This is a genomic window from Streptomyces sp. NPDC096048, assembly GCF_044763415.1.
GTDB lineage: Bacteria > Actinomycetota > Actinomycetes > Streptomycetales > Streptomycetaceae > Streptomyces.
Window position 1 is genome coordinate 171,718 of sequence record NZ_JBIWGG010000005.1, and the last position, 25,617, is coordinate 197,334.

The 25,617-nt window shown below is 72.3% G+C and carries 22 protein-coding genes; 15 read left to right on the plus strand and 7 right to left on the minus strand.

Annotated features, from left to right (window positions below; genetic code table 11):
• The first annotated feature begins 75 nt into the window (after positions 1–75).
• The gene (locus tag ACIQ6R_RS14935; RefSeq protein ID WP_404221520.1) at positions 76–909 is read left to right on the plus strand and encodes an alpha/beta fold hydrolase; all 834 of its coding nucleotides are present in this window, start codon (positions 76–78) and stop codon (positions 907–909) included.
• Positions 910–1,006: 97 nt separating this feature from the next.
• On the opposite strand, the gene ACIQ6R_RS14940 is transcribed toward ACIQ6R_RS14935, so the two are convergent.
• Positions 1,007–1,210 (minus strand): cold-shock protein, encoded by a 204-nt coding sequence (locus ACIQ6R_RS14940; protein ID WP_003978336.1) that lies wholly within the window; start codon positions 1,208–1,210, stop codon positions 1,007–1,009.
• 449 nt (positions 1,211–1,659) lie between these two features.
• Here ACIQ6R_RS14940 and ACIQ6R_RS14945 point away from each other — a divergent pair, with 449 nt between their 5' ends.
• Together ACIQ6R_RS14945 and ACIQ6R_RS14950 are read left to right on the plus strand one after the other, a co-directional pair.
• The gene (locus ACIQ6R_RS14945; protein ID WP_404221522.1) at positions 1,660–2,424 is read left to right on the plus strand and encodes a L,D-transpeptidase family protein; all 765 of its coding nucleotides are present in this window, start codon (positions 1,660–1,662) and stop codon (positions 2,422–2,424) included.
• 747 nt (positions 2,425–3,171) lie between these two features.
• Positions 3,172–4,257, plus strand: a complete 1,086-nt coding sequence (locus ACIQ6R_RS14950; protein WP_404221524.1) for a GNAT family N-acetyltransferase — start codon at positions 3,172–3,174, stop codon at positions 4,255–4,257.
• Positions 4,258–4,340: 83 nt separating this feature from the next.
• Here ACIQ6R_RS14950 and ACIQ6R_RS14955 read toward each other — a convergent pair whose 3' ends face one another.
• Together ACIQ6R_RS14955 and ACIQ6R_RS14960 are read right to left on the minus strand one after the other, a co-directional pair.
• Entirely contained in the window at positions 4,341–5,765 is a 1,425-nt protein-coding gene (locus tag ACIQ6R_RS14955; protein WP_404178810.1) for a Gfo/Idh/MocA family protein, read from the minus strand.
• A 255-nt stretch (positions 5,766–6,020) separates the two neighbouring features.
• On the minus strand, positions 6,021–6,866 hold the full coding sequence (locus tag ACIQ6R_RS14960) for a GntR family transcriptional regulator (RefSeq protein WP_404178808.1): 846 nt from the start codon (positions 6,864–6,866) through the stop codon (positions 6,021–6,023).
• Positions 6,867–7,091: 225 nt separating this feature from the next.
• On the opposite strand from ACIQ6R_RS14960, the gene ACIQ6R_RS14965 reads away from it, so the two are divergent.
• From ACIQ6R_RS14965 to ACIQ6R_RS14985, 5 genes are all read left to right on the plus strand, one after another.
• On the plus strand, positions 7,092–8,360 hold the full coding sequence (locus ACIQ6R_RS14965; protein WP_404221526.1) for an extracellular solute-binding protein: 1,269 nt from the start codon (positions 7,092–7,094) through the stop codon (positions 8,358–8,360).
• Between the two features lie 39 nt (positions 8,361–8,399).
• On the plus strand, positions 8,400–9,380 hold the full coding sequence (locus ACIQ6R_RS14970; RefSeq protein ID WP_404221529.1) for a carbohydrate ABC transporter permease: 981 nt from the start codon (positions 8,400–8,402) through the stop codon (positions 9,378–9,380).
• A complete protein-coding gene (locus ACIQ6R_RS14975) occupies positions 9,377–10,228 on the plus strand; it encodes a carbohydrate ABC transporter permease (RefSeq protein WP_404178800.1) in 852 nt (283 codons plus the stop codon). Before ACIQ6R_RS14970 ends, ACIQ6R_RS14975 begins: the two co-directional genes overlap by 4 nt.
• Before the next feature lie 64 nt (positions 10,229–10,292).
• Positions 10,293–11,870 (plus strand): beta-N-acetylhexosaminidase, encoded by a 1,578-nt coding sequence (locus tag ACIQ6R_RS14980; protein WP_404221531.1) that lies wholly within the window; start codon positions 10,293–10,295, stop codon positions 11,868–11,870.
• A 98-nt stretch (positions 11,871–11,968) separates the two neighbouring features.
• Positions 11,969–13,396, plus strand: coding sequence for a cellulose binding domain-containing protein (locus ACIQ6R_RS14985; protein ID WP_404178794.1), 1,428 nt, complete (start codon positions 11,969–11,971; stop codon positions 13,394–13,396).
• A 22-nt stretch (positions 13,397–13,418) separates the two neighbouring features.
• Here the strand turns inward: ACIQ6R_RS14985 and ACIQ6R_RS14990 are convergent, their stop codons facing one another.
• Complete coding sequence (locus ACIQ6R_RS14990) at positions 13,419–13,640, minus strand: hypothetical protein (protein ID WP_404178792.1); 222 nt, start codon at positions 13,638–13,640, stop codon at positions 13,419–13,421.
• 662 nt (positions 13,641–14,302) lie between these two features.
• On the opposite strand from ACIQ6R_RS14990, the gene ACIQ6R_RS14995 reads away from it, so the two are divergent.
• The 4 genes from ACIQ6R_RS14995 (at position 14,303) to ACIQ6R_RS15010 (ending at position 18,763) form a co-directional block, all read left to right on the plus strand.
• Complete coding sequence (locus ACIQ6R_RS14995) at positions 14,303–15,451, plus strand: peptidoglycan DD-metalloendopeptidase family protein (protein WP_404221533.1); 1,149 nt, start codon at positions 14,303–14,305, stop codon at positions 15,449–15,451.
• 146 nt (positions 15,452–15,597) lie between these two features.
• The gene (locus ACIQ6R_RS15000) at positions 15,598–16,152 is read left to right on the plus strand and encodes a diguanylate cyclase (protein WP_404221535.1); all 555 of its coding nucleotides are present in this window, start codon (positions 15,598–15,600) and stop codon (positions 16,150–16,152) included.
• 32 nt (positions 16,153–16,184) lie between these two features.
• Positions 16,185–17,147 carry a GlxA family transcriptional regulator gene (locus ACIQ6R_RS15005; RefSeq protein WP_404221537.1) on the plus strand — a complete coding sequence of 321 codons (963 nt, stop codon included), beginning with the start codon at positions 16,185–16,187 and terminating at the stop codon, positions 17,145–17,147.
• A gap of 77 nt (positions 17,148–17,224) precedes the next feature.
• Positions 17,225–18,763: a CHAD domain-containing protein gene (locus ACIQ6R_RS15010; protein WP_404178780.1), complete on the plus strand. Its 1,539-nt coding sequence runs from the start codon at positions 17,225–17,227 to the stop codon at positions 18,761–18,763.
• Positions 18,764–18,841: 78 nt separating this feature from the next.
• Here ACIQ6R_RS15010 and ppk2 read toward each other — a convergent pair whose 3' ends face one another.
• From ppk2 to ACIQ6R_RS15025, 3 genes are all read right to left on the minus strand, one after another.
• Positions 18,842–19,822, minus strand: a complete 981-nt coding sequence (gene ppk2 / locus ACIQ6R_RS15015; RefSeq protein ID WP_404221539.1) for a polyphosphate kinase 2 — start codon at positions 19,820–19,822, stop codon at positions 18,842–18,844.
• Positions 19,823–19,871: 49 nt separating this feature from the next.
• Positions 19,872–20,120 (minus strand): hypothetical protein, encoded by a 249-nt coding sequence (locus ACIQ6R_RS15020; protein WP_404178774.1) that lies wholly within the window; start codon positions 20,118–20,120, stop codon positions 19,872–19,874.
• A gap of 261 nt (positions 20,121–20,381) precedes the next feature.
• Positions 20,382–21,440, minus strand: coding sequence for an aldo/keto reductase (locus ACIQ6R_RS15025; protein WP_404221541.1), 1,059 nt, complete (start codon positions 21,438–21,440; stop codon positions 20,382–20,384).
• Between the two features lie 144 nt (positions 21,441–21,584).
• On the opposite strand from ACIQ6R_RS15025, the gene ACIQ6R_RS15030 reads away from it, so the two are divergent.
• From ACIQ6R_RS15030 to ACIQ6R_RS15040, 3 genes are all read left to right on the plus strand, one after another.
• On the plus strand, positions 21,585–22,196 hold the full coding sequence (locus ACIQ6R_RS15030) for a TetR/AcrR family transcriptional regulator (protein ID WP_404178768.1): 612 nt from the start codon (positions 21,585–21,587) through the stop codon (positions 22,194–22,196).
• Between the two features lie 284 nt (positions 22,197–22,480).
• Positions 22,481–23,008: a hypothetical protein gene (locus ACIQ6R_RS15035; RefSeq protein ID WP_404178765.1), complete on the plus strand. Its 528-nt coding sequence runs from the start codon at positions 22,481–22,483 to the stop codon at positions 23,006–23,008.
• 455 nt (positions 23,009–23,463) lie between these two features.
• Complete coding sequence (locus tag ACIQ6R_RS15040; protein WP_404221543.1) at positions 23,464–25,596, plus strand: hypothetical protein; 2,133 nt, start codon at positions 23,464–23,466, stop codon at positions 25,594–25,596.
• Positions 25,597–25,617: the final 21 nt, after the last annotated feature.

Below are 25,617 nucleotides of genomic sequence, written 5' to 3' on the forward strand. Positions count from 1 at the left end.
CGCCCCTGAAAGGACCGGGCCGGTGCGCCGCCGCGCACCGGCGCTCGACCGACGCTACCGAGAGGAGCGGCACCCATGGCCGAATGGCCGTTGCCCGAGACGTTCCCCAGCGGTTCCGGGACCGTCCGCTGGAACCGGCTGGGCGGAGCGGACCGGCCACCGCTGGTCCTGCTGCACGGCACGCCGTTCTCCTCCTACGTCTGGCGTGCGGTGGCCCGTTCGCTGGCACGTGATCATCAGGTGTTCGTCTGGGACATGCCCGGTTACGGGATGTCCGAGAAGTCCGCGGGCCAGGACGTGTCCCTGGCCGCCCAGGGCCGGGTCTTCACCGAGCTGCTGGGCCACTGGGGCCTCGAGGATCCTCTCGTGGTCGCCCACGACTTCGGCGGCGCCGTCGCCTTGCGGGCCCACCTGCTGCACGGCGTCGGCTACCGGGCCCTCGCCCTGGTCGATCCGGTCGCGCTGGCGCCCTGGGGGTCGCCGTTCTTCCGGCTGGTCCGCGACCACGCGGAGGTCTTCGAGGAGCTGCCGCCGGCGCTCCATCGGGCTCTCGTCCGTGAGTACGTCGCCTCCACCGGCGGCCCGGGGCTGCATCCCACGGTGCTGGACCGGCTCGTCGAGCCCTGGCTCGGCGCTTCGGGGCAGCCGGCCTTCTACCGGCAGATCGCCCAGGCCGACCAGCGCTACACCGACGAGATCCAGGACCGTTACTCCGGGATCGAGGTCCCGACGCTGATCTGCTGGGGCGAGGACGACGCGTGGATCCCCGTGGCGAAGGGACGCGAACTCGCCGCCGCCGTCCCGGGCGCCCGATGGGAGCCGATCGCCCACGCGGGCCATCTCGTCCAGGAGGACGCGCCCTCCGAACTGACGGCCGCGCTGCTCGACTTCCTGCGTCACCTTCACTGAAGGCCGCGGCGCGTGGGGGCGTCGTGACAGACACGGACACGGTGCCCGGGAACCGACCGGTTCCCGGGCACCGTGTCGTGTTCGGCGCTCTCCCGGGTCAGGCGGGGGTGATGTTCTCCGCCTGCGGGCCCTTCTGGCCCTGGGTGATGTCGAAGGTGACGGCCTGGCCTTCCTGCAGCTCGCGGTAGCCCTGGGCGTTGATGTTGGAGTAGTGCGCGAAGACGTCGGGACCGCCGCCGTCCTGCGCGATGAAGCCGAAGCCCTTTTCAGAGTTGAACCACTTGACGGTTCCGCTGGCCATGCCTTTGCCTTTCAGCCGATATCGGATCCGCACCGTGCGAACCCGGAGGTGGTCGTCCTGGTCCTCCGGCATTGCACAGCAAACCGCCCGCACTCCGGCGCGGGCGGTCTGGGCGAACCACGACATCTGCTACAGACGCTACACGGCATGTCCGAGCCCCACCAGTGAGTAAGGGGTGTGAGCGGCAACGATGTTGCGAAACGGGGCCGGCGACGGCGTGCCGGAACGACGTCACATCCCGGTCATCAGCCGCAGATGGCGCGGGAGGCCCCCCGCTGCGGCCGAAGGCCGAGGAAAGGATGTCGGGGCGGCCGCCGCGCAGTGATCCGCGGGGGCGGCCGCGTCCTCGCTTCCCTGCGCCAAACGGGGGAGACGGCGAGGCGGCCGTGCCACCGGGTTCCGTAAGTGGTCTAGCAATGAGTAGTCCACACACGGAGTCGGAGATCGATATGACCGTCAGGAAAGCGCTGGCCCTGGTGATCGGCGCTGTCATGTGCACCGGCGTGCTGGTGACCGGCTGTGCCGAGCAGCAGTCGGGCGCCTCCCCCCGGGACGCGCGGACGCCCGGCAGATCCGCGTCCCAGCCGGCGTCCCCGCAGCCCGCTCCCCCGCGCTCCTTCCCCCGCCCTCTTCCCGGGCTCGGACCGACGACGCGGGCCCGGGTCCCCGACGCCTCCCGGCAGGCCCTGGTGGTCACGGGCGCCACGGAGAGTTCGTACGAGGCGCAGGCGGTGCTCTACGAGCAGTACCCCGCACAGGGCTGGCGCGCCGTGGCCGGTCCCTGGCCCGCCCACAACGGTCTGCGCGGCTGGACCGACGACCACGAGGCGGGCGACCTGCACACGCCCATCGGCGTCTTCCGGCTCAGCGACGCCGGGGGCCGGCTGCCCGACCCGGGGACCCTGCTCCCCTACGACCAGGACCCCGAGTTCGCCGTGTCGGGCACCGGGCATCTCGGCGAGCCGCTGGAGGGTTCCTTCGACTACGTGATCGCCATCGACTACAACCGGGTGCCCGGCACCACCCCGCTGGACAAGACCCGCCCACTGGGTGAGGACAAGGGCGGCGGCGTCTGGATCCACGTGGACCACGACGGGCCGACCAACGCCTGCGTGTCCCTGAGCGAGGAGCACATGCGCGCGTTGCTCAACGCCCTGGACCCGGACAAGGAGCCGGTCGTCGTCATGGGCCCGGAGCCGGTCCTGACGCGGTAGCGCGAGCCCGGCGGGCGTCCAACCGCCGTAGACGCCCGGTGCGAAGCGGCAACGGAGCACAGCGTCCCCGGGGCCCGGCCAGGCGTACCGGTTCGTGTCACGCGGCCTTGACGGGGCGGGCCGCGCTCGGCCTACTGGAGGCACGACTGGGCGAATTCGGGGGACTGGCCCAGTGTCCGCCCGTATGTCAGCCCCCCGGCCGGGACGCAGGTCAGGAGTGCGACAGTGCGGCGTCGACGGGCAGCGGCGGCAGTTCTGCTGGCATGGGCGCTGCTGTACCTCGTAGCCGCTCGGCCGCCGGGGCCGGCGGAACCGGGTCCGGGCCGGGGCGCCGCGGGGATGTCGGCAGAGGTGACGGCGACCACGATGGTGACGGTCGAAGAGGCCGGGGAGCCGGGCCCGCGCGAAGGGGATCCGGTGCTCCGCCCTGTCGCCGTCCGCTCGCCGAGGACGGCGAACGCGGTCGGGGCCGACGACGGCGCCGCCGCCCGCGCCCCGGCTCCGGCCCGCGCCGCGTGGCAGGGCGGCACGGGCCCTCGCCCGACGGGACCGGCGGGCCGGCCAGGAGCGGGCGGGCCGGAAGCGGGCGGGGGCGCCCGGGGCGCACCCGAGATGCAGACGTTTCGCTGCTGAGCGACGGCAGTACCGACAAGGCCTGCGCCGCGCGGCCTGAGTACTGCCGGCCGGGACGCGGTGTCCAGCAGGCCTTCGTGTGTCCGGAGTTCCGATGACGCAGGAGGCAGGCGAATGTCCGATAAGCGCATAGACGTGGTCGGGCCGGCAGAGCTCGGCGCGGACGACCGGAAGATCTGGCGGGAGATCAGGGCCGCCTCCGGGGCCCCGGCGAATCCGTTCCTGGACCCGGCGTTCACCGCGGCGGTCGGGCTGGTCAGGCCGCGGGCCGGGGTCGCGGTGCTGCGGGAGGGCGGGTTCCCGGTCGGGTTCTTTCCGCACGAGCGGGGCTTCGCCGGGCGCGGGCGGGCCATCGGGCTCGGGGTGTCGGACAGCCAGGGGGCGGTCCTGCGCCACGGCATCCGTCTCGACGCCCGCGCGCTGCTGCGGGCCTGTGCCCTGTCGTCCTGGGAGTTCGACAATCTGGAGGCCGGGCAGGACCTGTTCCTGCCCCACGCGACCGAGGAACTGGCTTCCCCCGTCGTCGACCTCGGTGACGGATTCGAGCGGTACACGGCGAGCCTGCGCCGGAACTCGCCGGGTTTCCTCAAGCAGACCCTGGCCAAGGAGCGGAGACTCGCCCGTCAGGTCGGCGAGGTGCGCTTCGTGTACGACGAGCCGGATCCCGGGGCGCTGCGGGCACTCATGCGGTGGAAGTCCGCCCAGTACCGGCGGACGGGCCGACGGGACCGGTTCGCGCAGGCGTGGATCACCCGGCTGGTGGAGCTGCTCGCCCGGAGCGAGGACCCCGAGTGCCGAGGGGTGCTGTCGGTGCTCTACGCCGCCGGCCGGCCCGTGGCCGCCCACTTCGGGCTGCGCTCGCGAACGGTCCTGTCCTGGTGGTTCCCGGCGTACGACCGCGCCTACGGCAAGTACTCCCCCGGGCTCCTGCTGCTGTCCCGGATGCTGGAGGCGGCCGCCGCCGACGGGATCGAGCTGGTCGACCTGGGCAGCGGGCCGGCGCGTTACAAGGAGTCGTTCAAGACGCGTGACCTGAGGGTGCACGCCGGCGCCGTGGTGCGCCCGGGACCGGGCGGTGCCCCCTACCGGCTGGGCCGGGAGCCGGTGCGGGCCGCCCGTCGGTTCGTGCACAACCGGCCGGGGCTGGCCCGCACCGCGTCCCGGACGCTGGAGGAGCTGGGGCGGCTGCGGGAGCGTTGACTCCGCGTACGGCCGGCGCGCGCCCTCCGGACGTCCCGCCACGGCTGCTCGCCGTGCCGTGGCGGGTACCGTCCCTCTCGTGGTCAGCCGACGGGCGGCATGTCGGTGGGCGTCGAGTCGAGTCCGGGTCTGCGCTCACGCCAGGCGCCACGGGTGAAGTCGGGGATCTCGACGGGGCGGCCGTCCCTGGCCAGCGAGGTGACGCTCAGCGGGACGGGCGCGCACCAGGCGGCGGAATCGTAGACGTCGATGTCCGGCACGAGACCCGCCCGCATCAGCTGGACGGTGCGCCACTGCAGGACGTAGTCCATGCCGCCGTGGCCGCCGTTGTTGGCGGCGTCGTCGCCGACCTTCTGCCACAGCCAGTGGTCGTACTCCTTGCGATAGCCCTCGAAGTCGCGCCAGGAGTGGCCGCTGTGGTCGGGTTCGACGTAGATCCGGGCACCGGTCGGGGAGGGCCCAGCGTAGTCCTCGACGATTCCGCGGCTGCCGGCGAGGGTGTTGATCCGGCTGTACGGCCGGGGTGAACTCACGTCGTGCTCCGCCCGGATCGTCCGGCCCTTCTCCGTTTCGATCATGCAGGTGACCAGGTCACCGTTGATGTAGGTCTCTTTCCAGGAGGGGTGGTCCCTCGGCACGAAGCGCGCGCGGTAGTCGGCCAGTCCCTTCGGGGCGGTCGCGGTCGCGCGCAGCGTGGTCATGCGGTCGCCGCGGTTGATGTCCATGGCCGCCGCGATCGGGGCCAGTCCGTGCATGGGGTAGAAGGAGGCGGTGCTGCGGGTGTGCCAGAGCCGCCGCCAGGAGTCGGTGTAGTAGGTGTCGGAGAAGAGGAGTTCGCGCAGGTCGTGCAGGTAGCCGCCGTGGCCGTTGGTGATGTCCCCGAACAGGCCGTCGTGCGCTCCCCTGAGCATGGCCAGTTCGTTGCGGCCGTAGCTGCAGTTCTCGGACAGGAGCAGGTGCCTGCGGGTGCGCTCGGAGGTGTCGACGAGGTCCCACAGCTGACGCAGTTCCGTCGCGATGGGCAGCTCCACCAGGGCGTGCTTGCCGCTGAGCAGCGCCGCCCTGCCGTGTTCGTAGTGGAACTCCCACGGTGTGGCGATGTACACCAGGTCGATGTCGTCCCGCCGGAGCATCCGGGCGTAGGAGTCGGCGGAGCCGCCGTACTCGGCGGGGCGGGGGTTGCCCTTGCTCTCCAGGCGGTCCGCGGCGCGTTTCGCACGGTCGGCGCGGATGTCGCAGACGGCGGTCACGGTGCAACCGGGGACGGCCGCCCAGCCGGTGATCATGCCGCCGCCCCGGTTGCCGAGGCCGATGACACCGACACGGACGGTTCTGCGGGCGTCGAAGGGCACCCCGATCATCGACTTCTGGCCGGGCCTGCGACGGGGCGCCGGTGCGGCCGCCGCCGACGCGGACGGGGCCGCCCCGGTCATCCCGGCCGCGACCGCACCGGTGGCGACGGCCGAGCCCAGAAGCAGTCGGCGTGAGACAGCGGGCGTTTCGGACATGACGGCAACACTCCTCGTGGGCGGTCGGCATCACGGGCGGGGCACGGTCGGGCGTTGTCGAGCACGGTGAAGCGCGGCGGAGCGCGACGAAGCTCGGTCGGGCCCGGTCGGGCCCGGTCGGGCCCGGTCGGGCCCGGTCGGGCCCGGTCCGGCTGCAGAGCGCTTTCGGGGCAAGACTCTGCGGGCTCAGCCGTTGCATGTCAATACGTGCTCGATACATAGCCGTTCCGAGCATCTCCGCGCACCGAAGGGGCGCTACATTCCGTCCTGCACGACTCCGCGCGTCGAGAGCGTGACCGGGTCTCCGTTCGTGAAGTCACCTGGCGGGATGCCCGGGTGGTGCCCCTCGCGCGAGGGTGGGGCCTGGTCGCGCGGGCCCAGGGTGAGCCGGGAGACGATGCGGTAGCGGTCGCCGCGGTAGAGGGAGTGCACGTACTCGACCGGACGGCCGCGGGTGTCGGTGGTCAGGCGCTCGAAGAGCAGCGCCGGGGACAGTTCCGGCACGTCGAGCAGGTCCGCCTCCGCGCGGGTCACCACGGTGGGTTCGATCGACTGCACGGCCTCGTCGACCCGGACGGCGTGCCGCTCGTTCAGGTGCTCGTACAGGTCGCCCTGCTCCAGTTCCTCACTGGTCAGGTCCGAGACGAGGTCGGCCGGGACGTGCAGGTACTCGATGGCCATGGGCGAGCCGTCGACCAGCCGCAGCCGGGCCACGTAGTGGATCCGCGCGGCCGGCGACATGCGCAGCTTGCGGCCCACCCGGGCACCCGCGGGCAGGGTGCGGACCTCCAGCAGCCTGCTGGTCCAGGCGCCCGCCGCCTGCGGCAGACTGAAGGCCCGCCGGTCGGAGACCAGTTCCTGGGTGATCTTCTCGGCGGCGACGAACATGCCCCGGCCGTGCTCGCGCACCAGCAGACCGGCGACCACCAGTTCGTCGACCGCGGCGCGCAAGGTCGGCCGGGACACGCCCAGTTCGGCACACAGGGTGCGCTCGGAGGGGATCGCGTCACCCGGGCACCGTTCCTCGATGAGTTCCAGGATCGCGTCCCGGACACGCTCGCGCTTGAGCACCGCACCGGAGGCGGAGGCGTCGATCTCCATGCAGTACTCCCGTAACTGGTCTGCTGGTCAGCCGAGTTTACCTGTCCACATCGGTCGTGAACCAGCCACACATCGCGCCGCTCGGCCGAAACACCCTTCATACGCGAGGGGTTGACGCCCTCATTGGTCCATGCCACCTTCGACCAACGCCGACTGGTAAGCCGCGCACCCCTTACTGGTCAAGTGTGGGTGCTTCGTCCCTTCCAGCTCTCCCAGAGGTGAACCGTGAGGTACCGCCCGCTCGCCCTGTTCTCCACGCTGGTGCTCAGCGCCGGGCTCGCCGCCTGCTCCTCGTCCGGCGACGCGTCGGACGGCGCCGGCGGCGGCAGGACCGCCCTCGACGTGTGGCTCATGCGCGACAGCGTCTCGGCCGACTTCCAGAAGCAGTTCGAGACGGGCTTCGAGAAGTCCCATCCCGACATCGACCTGAAGATCCAGATCCAGGAGTGGGAGGGCATCGGCGAGAAGGTCACCGCGGCGCTGGCCAGCAACGACGCGCCCGATGTCATCGAAGTGGGCAACACCCAGGTCGCCCAGTACGCCCAGAGCGGCGGCCTGACCGACCTCTCGGACCGGGTGGACGAGCTCGGCGGGAGCGACTGGCTCAAGGGTCTCGCCGAGCCCGGTTCGTACGACGGCAAGCAGTACGGCATCCCGTACTACGCCGCCAACCGGGTCGTGATCCACCGCACCGACCTGTTCGAGAAGGCCGGTGTGGACGCCGCCGGGATCAAGACCCGGGACCAGTGGATCGCCGCCACCGGCAAGCTCGACAAGGGCGGCACGCAGGGCATCTACCTGCCCGGCCAGAACTGGTACGTCCTGTCCGGCTTCGTCTGGGACGAGGGCGGCGACCTCGCCGTGGAGTCCGGCGGCGAGTGGAAGGGCGGCCTCGACAGTCCCGAGGCGCTGCGGGCCATGGACTTCTACCAGCGCCTCCAGGCCCTCGGGAAGGGCCCCAAGGACTCGGACGAGGCCCAGCCGCCGCAGGCGGAGGTGATGGCGAAGGGGCAGGTGGCCCAGATCATCGCCGTCCCCGGCGGCGCCAAGGTCATCGAGGAGAAGAACCCCGAACTCAAGGGCAAGCTGGGCTTCTTCCCGATCCCGGGCAAGACCGCCGACCGTCCGGGCGCCGTCTTCACCGGCGGTTCCGACCTGATTGTCCCGGCCGTCGCCGCACACCAGGAGGAGGCGTTCACCTTCATCCGGGAACTGACCGGAGACGCCTGGCAGAAGAAGCTCGCGGTCGCCATGAGCTACGTACCGAACAAGACCACGCTCGCGGGCGCCGTCTCCGCCGACCCCGGCACCGCCGCCATGACGGCCGGCGCCGTGAACGGGCACGCCACCCCCAACACCCCGCAGTGGGCGGCGGTCGAGGCGAAGAACCCGATCAAGGAGTACATGACGGCCGTACTCACCGGCCGTGACGCCGAGTCCGAGGCCGCCGAGGCGTCCCGGACGATCACCGACACGCTCAACAGCGGCTCCTGACAGCAGCCGACTCCGACACCCCGAGGACCAGGAGGCGCCGTGTCGACCGTCCGTGAGCGGAGTGGGCCGCACCGGGTCAGCCGCCCGCCGCGTGCCGCCCCCGGACGCCCGGGCAGGCGTGGCGCGGCCCGTCCGGGATCCCTATGGCCGTACCTGCTGATCGCGCCCGCCGTGCTGGGCATGCTCTACCTGCTGATCTATCCGCTGGCCCGCGCCGTCCTCATCTCCTTCCAGGACTTCCGGCTGCGTCAGCTGATCCTCGGCGACGCCGACTTCGTCGGGCTGCGCAACTACCGGACGCTGCTGAGCGATCCGCAGTTCTGGGAGGTGGTGCGCCGGACCTTCGTGTTCATGGCCGTCAACGTGGTCGCGATCATGGTGCTGTCCACGCTGGTCGCGCTGATGGCCGAGCGGCTCGGCAGGGCGGCCAGGACCGTGGTCCTCAGTTCCCTGGTGCTGGTGTGGGCCGTGCCCGTGGTGGCGGCCACCACGGTCTTCCAGTGGCTCTTCCACTCCGAGTTCGGCATCGTCAACGAGACCCTCACCGGTCTCGGCCTCTCCTCGTACGAGGGTTACACCTGGTTCGCGCACGGCGGCACCGCGTTCGCCATCGTCGTGGTCCTGATCGTCTGGCAGTCGGTGCCGTTCGCCGCGATCACGCTCTACTCGGCCCTGGTCACGGTGCCGGCCGAACTGTACGAGTCGGCGCGGATGGACGGCGCGGGCGGCGCGCGCGTCTTCCGCTCCGTGACGTTCCCGCTGATCCGGCCGATCTTCATGCTGGTCCTGTCCCTCGAAGTGATCTGGACGTTCAAGGCGTTCGTGCAGATCTGGGTCATGACCCGCGGCGGGCCGGGCGAGGCCACCACGATCCTGCCGGTGTACGCCGTGCAGACCGCGCTCGCCGGCCAGCGCTACGACCTGGGCTCCGCCGCCTCGATGCTCACGGTCCTGCTGATGAGCGGCGTCCTCATCCTCTACTTCCGTCAACTGTTCCGTCAGGAGGGTGAGCGGCTGTGAGCACCTCGCACCCCTCGGCCCGACGCGCGCTGCGCCGCCTCCCGCTCAACGCCGCCGCAGCGCTCACCGTGGTCGTCTGCCTGTTCCCCGTGTACTGGATGGTCACGACCGCGTTCAAACCGTCCACGGACATCCAGTCCTACGATCCCCGGCTGGTCCCCCGCGCCTGGACCTTCGACCACTTCCAACGGGCGGTCGGCGCCGACGGCTTCGCCCTGTTCTGGCGCAACAGCATCCTGGTCACCCTCAGCGCCGTACTGCTGGCCCTGGTCGTGGCGCTCGGTGCCGCGTACGCCGTGGCGCGGCTGCGCTGGCGCGGGCGGCGGCAGTTCGTGCTCGCGGTGTTCATCGCCCAGATGGCGCCCTGGGAGTCGCTGATCATCCCGATCTACATCATCTCCCGCGACACCGGCATGCTCGACCGGCTCCCGACACTGACGCTGATCTACTTCATGATCACGCTGCCGTTCACGGTGGTCGTGCTGCGCGGCTTCATCGCCGGCATCCCGCCCGAACTGGAGGAGGCCGCGCAGGTCGACGGCTGCACCCGGGCCGGTGCCTTCCGCAAGGTCGCCTTCCCGCTGCTGGCACCCGGTCTCATGGCCACCTCCCTGTTCGGCTTCATCACCGCGTGGAACGAGTTCACCTACGCCAACTTCCTCATCATCAAGCAGCAGGACAGCCGCACGCTGCCGGTGTGGCTCTCCTCGTTCCAGTCGACCTTCGGCACCGACTGGGGGGCCACGATGGCGGCCTCCACCCTCTTCGCCCTGCCCGCGCTCGTCATCTTCCTCGCCCTGCAGCGCCATGTGACGGCCGGGCTGGCCTCGGGAGGCGTCAAGGGCTGACCGCGTACGCCGCTCCCGCCCTCCTCCCCGCCCGTCGTGCACCGCCGACCACCGGAGCCGTCCCGTGGAACTGCCACGCCCCGAACTGGCCCTCGTGCCCCGCCCCCGCCGCATCTCCACCCGCTCCGGCCGTTTCCGGCTCGACGGCACGACCCGGCTGCGGGTCACGCCGGGAGCCGAAGCGGCCGCGGAGCTGCTCCGCACCCTCCTCGCCCCGGCCACCGGACTGCGACTGGAGGCAGCCGCCGACGGCGCCTTCGTCCTCGCGCTCGACCCCGCCCTCACCGGCCTCGGCGACGAGGGCTACGGCCTGACCGTGAGCCCCAAGGGCGCCCTGCTGCGCGCCGCCCGCCCGGCCGGACTCCTGCGCGGAGTGCAGACGGTACGGCAACTCCTGCCCTACGACGCCCTGTCCGAACGGCCGGTGCGCGGCGTCCCGTGGGAGCTGCCCGCCGTGGAGATCACCGACGTACCGCGCCATCCCTGGCGCGGCTCCATGCTCGACGTGGCCCGGCACTTCCAGCCGGTGTCCTACCTGCGGCGCTACGTCGACCTGTTGGCGCTGCACAAGCTCAACGTCTTCCACCTCCATCTCACCGACGACCAGGGCTGGCGGATGCCGGTGGCCGCCTATCCGAGGCTCACCGAGGTGGGTGGCCGGCGGTCGGAGTCGATGGCCGGCCCCGCCGGCAGCGACCGCTTCGACGGCGTACCGCACGGCGGCTCGTACACCCGCGCCGAACTTCGGCAGCTGGTCGCGTACGCGGCCGAGCGCGGGGTGACCGTGCTCCCGGAGACCGGCGTACCGGGACATGTCCGCGCCGCCCTGGCCGCCCACCCCGAGCTGGGCACCGACCCCGCGCGCCGCCTGGACGTGTGGACGCACTGGGGCGTGTGCGAGAACGTCCTCGGCACCGACGACCACGTCCTGGACTTCTTCCGCACCGTGCTGGACGAGGTGATGGACGTCTTCCCCTCGCCGTACGTCCACATCGGCGGCGACGAGTGCCCCACCACCGAGTGGGAGCGGAGTCCGGCGGCGCGGGCCCGCGCCGCCCGAGAAGGGCTGCCGGGTCCCCGCGCGCTGCACCCCTGGTTCATCGCCCGCATGGCCGGGCACCTCGTGCGGGCAGGCCGTCATCCGGTCGTCTGGGCCGAGAACGGCGTCACCCTCCCCCTGGAGTGCACGGTGATGAGCTGGCGCGAACCCGGGCACGGCCACGCGGCGGCCGAGCGCGGGCACCAGGTCGTGCGCACCGACCACCGCGCCACCTACTTCGACTACGCGCGCGGTCACGGCACCGAGGAACCCCCCGGCCAGCCCGGCACCGTCGTCGACCTGCGCGCGGTGTACGACGTGGATCTCGCGCCGCCGACGCCGGACCCGCGGGTCGCCTCCCGCGTGCTGGGCGCCCAGGGGCAGTTGTGGACCGAGTTCGTCCCGACGCCCGAGCACATCGAGTACCTCACCTATCCCCGGCTGTGCGCCCTCGCCGAACGGGTCTGGGACGGCACGTCGGGCTGGCGGGACTTCACCGCCCGGCTGGCCGGGCACCGGGCCCGACTGGACGCGCTGAACGTCCCGCACGCCGACCCGCCGGCCACCGCACCGGTGCCGCCGCGGGTGGGCGGCGTCCGCTGAGCGCCGGTGCCGGCCGGTGCACCGTCGTATCCCCCCCTCGCCACGCACCACCCACCGAGGTTTCCGCGCAGGCGGGAGCCATGCCGAAAGGATCCCGGATGAGAACCCGACCCCCCGTCAGCCGCGCCCGCCTGGCGCTCGCCCTGGCGGCTCTCCTGGGCGGCGGCGCCCTGACCGCCCTCCCCGCACAGGCAGCGCCCGAGGCAGCCGGCCTCACCGTCCAGTACCGCACCAGCGCGGGCGGAGCCACCGCCGACCAGACGGAACCCTGGCTCAAGGTGCGCAACACCGGCACCTCCCCCGTGCAGCTCAGCCAGGTGAAGGTCCGCTACTACTTCAAGGCCGACTCGCCGAACGCCTCCTACCGCTTCGCCTGCTCCTGGGCGGTGCGGGGTTGTTCCGCCGTCACCGGCACGTTCGGCACGCTGGCCAACCCCACCGCGACGGCCGACCGCTACCTGGAGATCGGCTTCACCCCGGCGGCCGGCAGCCTGGCACCCGGCGCGGACACCGGTGACATGCAGCTGCGCTTCCACCAGAGCAGTTGGCAGACGGTCCGGCAGAGCGACGACTACTCGTTCAACGGCGCCCAGACCTCGTACGCCGACTGGGACAAGGTCACCGCCCAGCTCGCCGGCGCCACCGTGTGGGGCACGGCTCCCGAGGGCAACGACACGGACCCGACCGATCCGCCCGACCCGACGGACCCGCCCGGCGGCGGACAGACCCTGTTCGACGACTTCGACTACAGCTCGCACACCGACCCGGACATCTCCGCGCACGGCTGGAGCGTGCGCGCCAACTCCGGCGGTCCCGGTGTCCCCGGCGCCACCTGGGACCCGTCCAAGGTCACCTTCGTCTCCGCCGGCGGCAACTCCGTGATGAACCTGGAGACCTCCACCGCGGGCACCGGCGCGTCCACCACGCACACGGAGGTCCTCACCAAGGACATGAAGTTCAAGAACGGCACGTACGCGGCCCGGGTGAAGTTCTCCGACGCGCCCAGGTCGGGGCCGGACGGGGACCACCTGGTGCAGACGTTCTTCACCATCAACGACCTCAAGGCCCCCATGGCCGACGACTACGCCGAGTACGACTTCGAGTACCTGCCGAACGGAGGGTGGGGCGAGCCGTCGAACATCCTCTACACGACCTCCTGGGAAACCTACAACCCCGATCCCTGGCAGGCCGTCAACCAGCACTCGGAGCAGCGCGTGAGCTACGCGGGCTGGCACGACCTCGTCGTCACCATCGACGACAGCGCCATCACGTACTACGTGGACGGGCAGCACTTCGGCACGCATGACGCGCGGTACCTGCCCGAACGGCCGATGTCGATCAACTTCAACCAGTGGCTGATCGACCTGAACGGGCAGACGTCGACGACCCCGCGCGCCTACGACCAGCAGGTCGACTACGTCCTGCACGTCAAGGACCAGGTGCTCACCCCGGCACAGGTCGCCGCGAAGGTCGCCGGATTCCGCACCGCCGGTACGGACTTCGTGGACGAGGTGCCCGCGTCCTGACCTGATCCCTGGGCGGGGACGGTCAGAACAGCCGCTCCTGGGCGGGTGAGGGCCGTCCCCGCCGGTTGCGGCGCGGGGCGCTCGGTGCGGGCGCCGTGTCCCCGAACAGGGGTGCCGTGCCGTACTCGTCCGGCTCGGCCGGGACGGTGGAGGGCCCGGTGCCCACGTTGAGGACCAATGGGGCGTCCAGGTCGAAGTCGCCCGGCGTCATCGCCACCCACTCACGGTCCTGCCGCTCACCCACGCACCGACACCTCTCTCGCGCCGCCCGCCGCGACCACGCGACGCTACCAGCTCTGCGGCACCTCGGTGATCAGGGCTCCTGCCGGGCGGCTGGGGTGCCGGCGGACACACGTGACGAGCGGCGTCGGTGGCCGGCGGGCCGGGGCATCGCGGACTGGTGCGGCCCCGCGTACGGGGGAGAACGCGGGGCCGCACGAGCAAGCTATCGGAGTAATCCCCCGCCTGCCAGACCCGGCCGCACCGGGACGGCACGGGCGGCGGCGGGCAAGTCCTGCTCCAGTGTCCGGCCGGGGGTCAGCCAGTGTGCGGTGCTGCCGCGCGGTGGCGGCGGGCTCGGGCGGGCGGAACTCGGCCAGGCGCCGGGCGGCCCGGGTGAGGCGGCCGGTGCGGCCCAGCAGGACGGCGGCCTCGGGGCGGGGCCGGCGCACCATGCCCTGCGGCGGATGACTGTGGACCGTGCGACCGGTTCAGCAGACGCCCATGCCGGGGAGCCTGTGCCAAGCCGGTGGGCCGTGGTCCGGGCGGGGCCGCGGCCGATCTGCCCGTCGAACCACCACCGCCCTGCCCATGCGGACATCTCCCTCTGCCTCAGGGTCTCCTGACGCTTGCGGAACGGGGCGTTACCTTCGGCCTCGTGAGCATCAGGTCCCGGCGAGCGCCCAGGTGAACGACGAACGGCTGACCGTGTCGGAGGCGGCCGTGGACACGGACCCGCGACAGCCGGAACAACCAGCACGACCCGAGCAGCCGGGTCGACCGGAACAGGCCGGGAAGCGGAAGCGCCGCGGTCCGGGACTCTTCACGCTGCTGCTGTTACCGGGTCTGGTGACCGTCACCGGCGTGGCCGCGTTCCTCGCGCTGACGGGCGGTCTGCCGTCGCCGTGGCCCGAGGACTCCGACACGAACCGGGCCGCGACGGCCGACATCGACCCCTCCTACGTCCCGTGGCTGCGCAAGGCGGCCTCGGCCTGCACGATCCTCGAACCGTCCCTGCTCGCCGCCCAGATCGACCAGCTCTCCGGCTGGAGCGACGACACGGACGCGCTCTCCGGCCAGAAGGGCATCGCCGCCTTCACCGACACCGAGTGGCGGACCTGGGGCAGGGACGACGACGGCAACGGGCACTCCTCGCCCCGCGATCCGGCGGACGCCATCATGGCCCTCGGCCGGCAGGACTGCTCGCTCGCCGGGAAGGTGACCGAACTGCGCACCGAGGGCCGGGTCAACGGGGACCTCGTGGACCTGACCCTCGCCGCGTACTCGTCGGGAACGGACGCCGTGACCGAGGCGGGGCGCGTGCCGCCGACGGCCAGGACCTACCTCGCCGAGGTCGAGGCCCTGCTCCCGCGGTACGAGGCGCTCGACCGGGCCGAGTCCGGCGGCGGCGCGGGTGGGGCGGCCGGCGCTCTCCTGACCGCTCCGGTGAGCCCGCTGACCATCACCTCGCCCTACGGGTCGCGGGAGCACCCGCTGACCGGGGTGACCAAGTTGCACACCGGCGTGGACTTCGCCGCGCCCCAGGGAGCGCGGGTCGTCGCCGCCCGGCAGGGCCGTGTCGTGTTCGCCGCGCCGACCAGCGCGTACGGCAACCGCATCGTGATCGACCACGGGACCATCGAGGGCAAACGCCTGGAGACCACCTACAGTCACCTGTCGGCCCTGGAGGCCGCCGTGGGACAGACCGTGGAGGCCGGCACCCCGATCGGCCGGGTCGGCTCCACCGGCCTGTCCACCGGCCCCCACCTGCACTTCGAAGTCGTACTGGACGGGTACTACACGGACCCGCGCCCCTGGCTCGTCACTGGCGGATAGGTCTCCGGCGGACAGGTGTATCGACCCGCCGCATGTCCGGATCCGTGGGTCATACGGCCGGACGGCCATGGCGTCGCCCTCCCGCGCCGCCCAGACTGGACACGGCTGCCGGAGACGCCGGCGGACCGATGAGCAGGCGGTTGGCGATGACGAACGACCCTTCCAGGACCGGTGCCCCTCACACGACCGGTGACTTCTCCGCGGCCGGGGTGCGCGTCCCGGACACGAAGCCGGCCCGGGAGGCGACCGAGCTGGTGCGGGACAGCACGAGCGAGCTGATCTACCACCACTCGCGCCGGGTGTACTTCTTCGGCGCCCTCCAGGGGCGCCGCTTCCTGCGCGCGCACGACGTGCCCGAGGACGGCATCCGGCGGGTGTGGACCGCGATCGCCCTGCACACCACCCCCGGCATCCCGGAGTTCATGGAACCGGAGGTGGCGCTGGTGACCGCGGGCGTGGAGTACGACGTCCTCGGCATCGGCTACCACGACCTCCCCGAGGCCGACCGGGCCGCGGTCGTCGCCCTGCATCCGCGTCCCGACTTCAAGCGCCGCATCCTGGGGGCGTTCACCGACGGAGTGCGGACCAAGCCGGACACCACGTTCGGCAACGTCAAGGCGGACGTGCTCGCGCACCACGTGCCGGGCTTCGAGCGCGGGGACTTCGTGCGCACCGTCCTCGACTCCCCGTGGGCGGAGTAGGCCCGGCCGCGTCCGCGCGGCGTGTGGTGGCGGTGACGGCCTTCGACGGGGTGCAACTGCTCGACGTCACCGGTCCCGCCGAGGTCTTCACCACGGCCAACCTCTTCGGCGCCCGCTACGACGTACGGGTCGTCTCCCCGTCCGGCACGGACGTACGGACGTCCTCCGGGGTCAGGGTGGGCGTGGAGAGCGGGCCGGCCGGGCTGCCCGGCCGGCTGGACACCCTGGTGGTGACCGGGAGGCGCGAGTGGCGGCAGGCCGTCGCCGAGCCGGGTGTGATGGCGCTCGTGACCGGACTGGCCGGCCGCTCGCGCCGCGTCACCTCCGTGTGCTCCGGAGCGTTCCTGCTGGCGCGGGCCGGACTGCTCGACGGCCGGCGGGCCGCGACGCACTGGCGGCTCGCCGGGCAGCTGGCCGCCGCCTACCCGCGGGTGACGGTCGAACCGGACCCGGTGTTCGTCCGGGACGGCCCGGTCACGACGTCCGCGGGCGTCACCGCGGGCATCGACCTGGCCCTGTCCCTGGTCGAGGACGACCACGGCGGGGACCTGGCCCGAGAGGTGGCCCGCGAACTCGTCGTCTTCATGGCCCGGCCGGGCGGTCAGTCGCAGTTCAGCGCGCGCCTGACCCCGCGCGAGGCACGGCACCCGGTGGTGCGCGCCGTGATGGACGCCGTGACCGCCGATCCGTCCGCTCCGCACGGCCTGGAGTCCCTGGCCCGTGCCGCGGGGGTCAGCGCCCGGCACCTGCGGCGGCTCTTCCGCGCCGAGACGGGGATGACGACCGGCCAGTACCTGGAATCCGTGCGGCTGGAGAGCGCGCAGGCCCTCCTCGAAGGGGGCAACGACCACATCGAGGCGGTGGCGGGCCGGTCGGGCTTCGGTTCCTCGGAGACGATGCGCCGTGTCTTCCAGAGCGCTCTGGGCGTCACGCCCACGGCCTACCGGGCACGTTTCCGCTCGACCGCGGGGTACCCGGCGCGGCGTGAGACCTGAGCCGGCTCCCGCGGCCTGCCGTGAACAAGAGCCCGCACCTCGCGTTTGATCCGCCGTATCGCGTCGAAGGACACAATATGACCCAGTCGAAGCGCGAGACAGAGCGTAAGTACGAGCCGTCCTCCCCGGGTGCCGATGGGCTGCCGGATCTCACCGGCGTCGGTCCCGTCGCCTCGGTCACCGAGGCGGCGGCCGAGGAGCTGGACGCGGTGTACCACGACACCGTGGATCTGCGGCTGGCCGGCACGTCGGCCACCTTGCGCCGCCGGACGGGCGGCTCGGACGCCGGATGGCATCTGAAGCTCCCGCTCGCCGGGGACAGCCGGGAGGAGGTGCGGGCCGCGTTGTCGGACGACGTACCGGAGGCGCTGCGCGAGCTCGTCCTGTCCCGCACGCGGGGCGCGGAGCTGCGTCCCGTCGTACGCGTCAGGTCCACCCGCTCGGTGCGGCACCTCCGCGACGCCGAGGGCACGGTGCTCGCCGAGCTCAGCCTCGACGAGGTCCGTGCCGACTCGCTGTCGGGCGGCGGTGGCCGTGCCGAGTGGAGCGAGCTGGAGGTCGAGCTCGCCGAAGGCGCCCCGGCCGGGCTGCTGGACACCGTGGAGCGCAAGCTGCGCAAGAAGGGGATCGCGCGGTCGGACAGTCCTTCCAAGCTCGCCCGGGCGTTGCGGGAGACCGGCGCCGCGGCGGACGTGGGGCCGTCGCGGCGGGCCTCGGACGAGGTGGTGCCCGGGTCTCCGGGCGCGTACGTGCAGGCGTACGTGCGCGAACAGGTCGGCATCCTGGTGGCGCTGGATCCGGCGGTCCGCCGGGACCTGCCCGACGGCGTGCACAAGATGCGTGTCACCTGCCGGCGGCTGCGCGGCTGCCTGCGCTCGTACCGGTCGGTTCTCGACCGGCGGGTCACCGATCCCCTTCGCGCCGAGCTCAAGTGGCTGGCGGGTGAGCTGGGGGTCGAGCGGGACCAGGAGGTGCTGCGCGAACGGCTCAGCGGTGCGGTCGCCGGGCTGCCCGACGACCTGGTGCTCGGCCCGGTCGCCGCACGGCTGCGGGTGTGGGACGTGTCGCGCGGCGACGAGAGCCGGACGCGCACGCGGGAGGCCCTGGCCTCGGCCCGCTATCTGCGGCTGCTGGACGCGTTGGACGGGCTGGTCCGGCGGCCGCCGCTGCGCGCCAGGGCGGCCCGCAAACCGGCTCCGGTCATGGCCAAGGCGGTCCTCAAGGAGTACGACCGCCTCGCCGGACGCATGGACCACGCGCTGGAGCAGCCGCCCGGGCAGGCCCGGGACGCGGCGCTGCACCAGGCGCGCAAGGCGGCCAAGAAGGTCCGCTACGCGGCCGAGGTGGCGCGTCCGGCGCTCGGCAAGCCCGTCGCCCGGCTCGGCAAGCGTGCCAAGGCGGTGCAGAAGCTGCTCGGCGAGCACCAGGACGCCGTCGTCGCCCAGGACACGCTGCGGGAACTGGCGGTGGCGGCCCACGGCGCGGGCGAGACGGCGTTCACGTGGGGCTTGCTCCACGGTCAGGAACGGGCGGGAGCCCGCGCACGGCAGGAGGAACTCCCGTCGGTGTGGCGGGAGGCGTCGGACCCCGCGCTCCGGGCGGCCCTGAACCACTGAGCCGCGCCGCGGCCCGCGTGGACGCGCGCCATCCGGGTGTCCCCGGTCTTCCAGGTCTCCGAGGCGGACGGCCGGGGGTCAGTCCCCCCGGCCCGGGTGGGTCCCCGGCCCGTCGCCGTGTCCGGCCAGCGGTGTCGGCGAGAGGTCGGCGGATTCCTCCCCGGCTTCGAGCAGGGTGTCGGCGGCGCCCACGATCAGCGGGTCGGGGCTGCCCACGGCCTTGTCGTCCTTCGACGGATAGTCGCAGCGGTCCAGCAGGCTGCGCATGGCCTCCAGGCGGCCCCGGCGCTTGTCGTTGTTCTTGACCACCGTCCACGGTGCGTGAGCCGTGTCGGTGGCCCGGAACATGTCGACCTTGGCCGCGGTGTAGTCGTCCCAGCGGTCCAGTGAGGAGAGGTCCGTCGGCGAGAGCTTCCAGCGGCGGACCGGGTCGACCTGGCGGATCGCGAAACGGGTCCGCTGCTCGGCCCGGGAGACGGAGAACCAGAACTTCACCAGCGTGATGCCGTCGTCGGTGAGCAGCCGTTCGAACAACGGCGCCTGCTGGAGGAACTGTCGGTACTCGGGCTCCGTGCAGAAGCCCATCACGCGCTCGACGCCCGCCCGGTTGTACCAGGACCGGTCGAAGAAGACGATCTCGCCGCGGGCGGGCAGGTGGGCCACGTAGCGCTGGAAGTACCACTGTCCCGCCTCCCTCTCGGTCGGCTTGTCCAGGGCCACCACACGGGCGCCGCGAGGGTTCAGGCGCTCGGTGAAGCGCTGGATGGTGCCGCCCTTGCCCGCCGCGTCGCGGCCCTCGCAGAGGACGACGATGCGCTGACCGGTCTCCTTGGCCCAGCGCTGCATCTTGAGCAGCTCGATCTGCAGGACCCGCTTCTGCCGTTCGTAGTCGGACCTGCGCACCTTGCGGTCGTACGGATGGTTCTCCCGCCAGGTGTCGATGGGGCTCCCCTCCGCGTTGAGCAGGATCGGCTTCTCCGGCCTGCGCTCGTCGATCCGCAGACCGTCGAGGAGATCCTCCTCGGATGCGTCCGCACCGGCGTCGTGTGCCTTCGCCATCCCCGCCTCCTCGCTCTCCGGCTTCACAGGGCCTCTCCCGTCTGTGTGCTCACGCCGCGTACGCCCGGCCCCGCACGGCGCGAACGGACCCGGCCGAGGTGCGGGCGGCCGTGACCCGGTAGGTGGTCCTGGCCGGGTCGGCCAGCGGCTCGCCCAGTGTGATGCGGCCGGCGGCGTGCAGCCGGTCACACTCGGCGGTGGGCAGTGCCGCGTAGCAGCCGCCCCTGCCCGTGGCCGAGTCCAGCGGCCGCCAGTAGCTGTATCTGCGTCGCCCGCCCTCGCGCACGGTGACGAACACGGGGGTACGCGCATCGGCGACTATCCGCAGGATGTCGGCCCCGGCATGGCTGAGCGGTGCGCACGGGCGGGACCCGCGGCTACCGGTCGCGCGGGATTCGGCGGGCTGCGCGTGGACGACGGTAAGCGGCATCGGCTGTGGCCTTTCCGGGACAGGGGACTCGAGACCGCGTACCCGCTCCGGCCGGTGTTGATCTCGCTTGCCCGCATTCTTGTGCACGGCACTGACAATGCCGTTCCCATGCCGCCGGGACACGGCAGGTCAGCCCTGGGGCAGGCCCGCGCGCCGCAAGGGGTGGGGGTTGAGACGGGCGAAGCCCTCCTGACGTTCGTAGGGGAAATAGGGGTAGGGAGCCGTCGTGGCGCTCGCGGCGTCGAGCCTGGCCACCTGGTCCTCGCTCAGCGACCACCCGACGGCGCCGAGGTTCTGCCGCAGCTGCTCCTCGTTGCGGGCGCCGATGATGACCGAGGAGACGGTCGGGCGCCGCAGCAGCCAGTTGATCGCGATCTGGGGCACGGTCCGGCCGGTCTCCTCCGCGACGGCCTCCAGCGCGTCGACCACCCGGAACAGCAGCTCGTCCGCCACGGGCGGCCCGTAGTCGGCCGTGGCGTGCAGTCGGCTGTCGGCCGGGAGCGGCCGGCCCCGGCGGATCCGGCCGGTGAGGCGACCCCACCCCAGTGGGCTCCACACGATGGCTCCGACACCCTGGTCGAGGGCCAGCGGCATGAGTTCCCACTCGTAGTCCCGGCCGACGAGGGAGTAGTAGACCTGGTGCGCCGCGTAGCGCTGGTGCCCGTGGGCGTCCGCGTCGGCCAGCGACTTCATCAGCTGCCATCCGCTGAAGTTGGAGACCCCGGTGTAGCGGAGCTTTCCGGCTCGTACGAGGTCGTCGAGCGTGGAGAGCACCTCCCGCACGGGGGTTCCGGCGTCGAAGGCGTGCAGTTGGAAGAGGTCGATGTAGTCCGTGCCCAGCCGGCGCAGGGCCTGGTCGACCGCCGTGATCAGACGTGCCCGCGAGGTGCCCGCGTCCGCCGGCCCGTCGCCCATCGGCAGCCCGGCCTTGGTGGAGAGGATCACCTGGTCGCGCCGCCCCTTCACGGCGGCGCCGAGCACCTCTTCCGACGCGCCGCCGGAGTAGACGTCGGCGGTGTCGAACATGGTCACCCCCGCCTCCAGGCAGATGTCCACCAGTCGGCGCGCCTCCGCCTCGTCCGTGCTGCCCCAGGCACCGAAGAGTTCCCCCCGCCCGCCGAAGGTGCCCGCGCCGAAGCTCAGTGCCGGGACCATGAGCCCGGACGCGCCCAGTCTCCTGTACTCCACAACCGCATCCCTTCGTCCGGCCGTCCGTCGCGTCGTCGTGGTGTACGACGCGCAGGCACAGCCACCCATTAACGGGACTCCTGTTCCGTTAAGATGTCCGCAGGTTAACAGGAATCCAGTCACTAATGGAACCGGAGTACCGTTATGACTTCCGAAGGCGTGGGACCCGGCACCGTCCGCCCGGGCGGACGCACCGCCCGCGTACGGTCCGCCGTCCTCCGGGCCGCCGGCGACGCCCTTGCCGAGCACGGTCTGGCCGGCCTCGACCTCGCGGACGTGGCCCGCCGGGCCGAGGTCGGGAAGACCACGGTCTACCGGCGCTGGGGAACCCCGGCCAACCTGGTCGCCGACCTGCTCACGGACATGGCCGAGCAGTCGCTCCCCCGCACCGAGACCGGCACGCTCCTCGGCGACCTGCGCGCGAACGCCCGGCTCGTGCGGCGCACACTGGCGGACCCGCGCCAAGGCGCGCTCTTCAGGGCGATGATCGCCGCCGCGACCTGCGACGAGCAGACGGCCGCCGCCCTCCACCGGTTCTACGACGTCCGCGTCACGGAGTGGGAGCCCTGCGCACGCCAGGCCGTCGAACGCGGGGAGTTGCCCGAGGGCACCGACACGCGCGAGGTGATCCGCGCCGTCTCCGCCCCCCTCTACTACCGCCTGCTGACCACCGACGAGCCGCTGGACGAGGCGGCGGCGGACCGTGCCGCGGAAGCCGCGGCCGCGGCCGCGCGCGCGGGAGTCTTCACCCCGTAGCGATCGGCCCGCGACACCCCGGGCGAGGCCGCCGTCACGGACGCGCGGGCCGCGCTCGACGGGCACCCGGAATCCGCCATTGCCACCGTGACCCACGACCGGCGATCCGGCGCCGGCGCATCCGAGGCGCGCCCTCACGCTGTCGTGCACGAACACCGGCCACCACGGGGTGTGACGGCACCCTCACGAACCCTTCACCGAACGCACACTTCCGGCCGAGTCCCGTTCCCCGTGCTCCTGGCGGTGCAGACGGTGCGCCGGGGCCGTGCCTAATCTCCCGGGCCATGCGATCCACACGAACGAGACGCTTCGGTCTCGCCACGATCATCGCCCTCGCCCTGGCCCTCTTCGGCCTGGCGCCCTCCGCGAGCGCCGCCGACCCCGCCCCGGCCGAGCTGACGTTCACCACCGACGCGGCGACCACTCAGCCGGGCGGCACGGTGAACCTGTCGATGACGATCAAGAACAACAAGACGTACGACATCTGGTTCGTCTACCAGACGATCGACCCCACCTGGCTGACCACCCAGCGGCCCGACCTCAAGTACAGCTTCACCGGATGCAGTCTGGCCTCGGAGGCCGGCGCCGTCCCGTGCACCGGGACCGGACCGGCCAACCTGGGCACCAACTACGGCGCCACCATCCCGCCCGGCCAGAGCCGCACCGTCACCCTGACCCTGCAGGTCGCCGCCGACTCCGGCTGCAACGGCAACATCGGTTTCTACTCGTACTACTACGCGGAGTTCAGCGACAGCGCGAGCGTCAACGGCGGCCCGGTCTACACGCCGGAGACCCGCGTCCTGTGCGCGTGACCGCACGTTCCCGCGCACACTGAGCGCCGTCGGCGGCCGGCCCGCGACGAACCGGCCGCCGACGGCGCGAGCAACATCACGGTTGACCTGATCTCGCTCCACGCCCGGTCAGCGCACTGGTCGAGACCACTGACACCCACGCTCCACGGAGTCCGGGATTCCGCACCCACCGCTTCGCGGCCCGCAGCAGTACACGGGTCTGCCGGGTGGTCCGCCGCGCGGAGTCCGGCGTTCGCCGACCGCTCACGCCGGCGCCCGTTCCGGGTAAACGGACACATACGCTTTTCCGTCAAGTTCCGCAGCAGGCACACAAAAACTCCACACGCGCCTCACTATGTGACGCGACGGAAACGTCGACGACCGGCGTCTCAGGGGGGCGACGGCGTGGTCGCGGGGTGGGGCGTGCTCCGGCAGGAGCGTGCCCCCACCCCTGCCCGGGGAGGGAATCTCACCGCATGAAGCGGACCATTCGTACTACGGCGCTCGCAGTGGGCGCGCTGATCGCGTCGCTCGGCCTACCGGCCGGCCCGGTCCACGCCGACACCCCGGCCCCGCGCGTCGACCTGCGCGTGCTGGTCGTCAGCGACGGAGGACCGGCCACCGACGCCATCGCCGCCGAACTGGAGACCGCGGGCACGCCGTACACGGAGGTCGACCTCCAGGACGCCGGCCGGCCCGTGATCGACGCCGGCTTCCTGGCGGACACCGTGGAGGGACGACCGCGGGCCAAGTTCCAGGCCGTCGTCCTCCCCAACGACAACCCCTTCCCGGCGGACTCCGCCGAGATGGCGGCGCTCGCGTCCTACGAGCGGACCCACGCGATCCCGCAGGTCGACGCCTACACCTACGCGCGCCCCGAGGTCGGGCTCCGGTACGCGGTCGGCACCGGGTACGCCGGCAGCGTCGACGGCGTCCGCGCGGAGGTGACCCAGGCCGGGCTGGCCGGACCCTTCGGATACCTGGAGGGGGCGGTTCCGTTCGAGGACAACTCCCCCACCGTGGGCGAGTCCTACGCCTACCTCTCGACACCCGCGCCGGGCGCCGACTTCGTGCCGTACGTGCAGGCCGCGATACCCGGGCGGGCGACGAAGGGCTCCCTGGTGGGCGAGTACCGGCACGACGGGCGGCGCGAACTCGTCGTCACGTTCGTCTACAACCAGCACCAGCGGCAGTTCCGGCTGCTCGCCCGGGGCATCGTGGAGTGGATGACCGGCGGAGTCCACCTCGGCGCCGACCGCAACTACTTCGCCGTGCACGTCGACGACGTCTTCGCGGCCGACGACCGCTGGGACACCGAACTCAACTGCACGCCCGGCGACGTGGACTGCCCCCCGGGCGAGGGCACACCGAACCCCATCCGCATGGTCCCGGCCGACGTCGACCACGCCACCGCCTGGCAGGACAGCCGCGACTTCACGCTCGACCTCGCCTACAACGGCTCGGGCAGCGTCGACCACCGCCAGGACAACAACGGCGCCGACCCGCTCGCGGACCAGCTGATCGCCGACCGGGGCCGGTTCCGCTGGATCAACCACACCTACACGCACGCCTTCCTGGGCTGCCGGCAGGACGTCAGCGCCGTCCCGTGGAAGTGCGCGACCAACCCCGACGGCAGCACCCAGTGGGTGAGCCGGAACGAGATCGCCGACGAGATCGCCACCAACCGCGTCTGGGGTGAGACGGCCGGCCTCCCGCTGCAGAACGGCGAGTTGGTGACCGGCGAGCACTCGGGCCTCAGGGTCGCCCCGCAGCAGCCCGAGGACAACCCGAACCTCGGACCGGCCCTCGCGGACACCGGCATCGCCTGGCTCGCCTCGGACAACTCGCGCGACCCCGTCCAGCGGCGGGTCGGCAGCGCCACCACGGTCTCCCGCTATCCGATGAACGTCTTCTACAACGCCGGACGGGCGGCCGAGCAGGTCGACGAGTACAACTGGATCTACACCAGCCGCGCCCAGGGCGGCAGCGGCATCTGCGAGGACAACCCCGCCACCTCCACCTGTCTCGCCGCCCCGCTGGACACGGCCACGGGCTACGCCGACCACATCGTGCCGCTGGAGACGCGCATCGCGCTCGGGCACGTCCTGTCCAACGACCCCAAGCCGCACTTCATCCACCAGTCGAACCTCGCCGAGGACCGCATCGCGTACCCCGTTCTCGACGGCGTACTGGAGGGCTACGACGCCCTGTTCGCCGACAGCACCCCTGTGGTGAACCTCCGCATGGAGGACATCGGCGTCGAGATGCGGCGCCGCGCCACCTGGCGGAGTGCGGTCGACGCCGGCCAGGTCACCGGCTACCGCGTCGGTGAGACCGTGACCGTCAAGGCACCGGACGGCGTGTCCGTGACGGCGACGATGCCCGCGGGCACCCTGAGCGGGGGCACGGGCTTCGGGGACGCCTACGCCGGCGCGCTCTCCGGCTGGACCCCGACGGCCGACGGGACGCTCTCCCTCACCCTGCCGCCGTCGGCCACCGCGCCCTCCACCGTCGAACCCGGCGCCCCGGCCGCCGCGACGCGCACCGCGCCCCGCACCCGCGTACCGGCCGGCGTGACCGAGCCGGTGCCGTACGGCGCGGAGCGCTGAGCGCCGGGCCACCACCGCAGG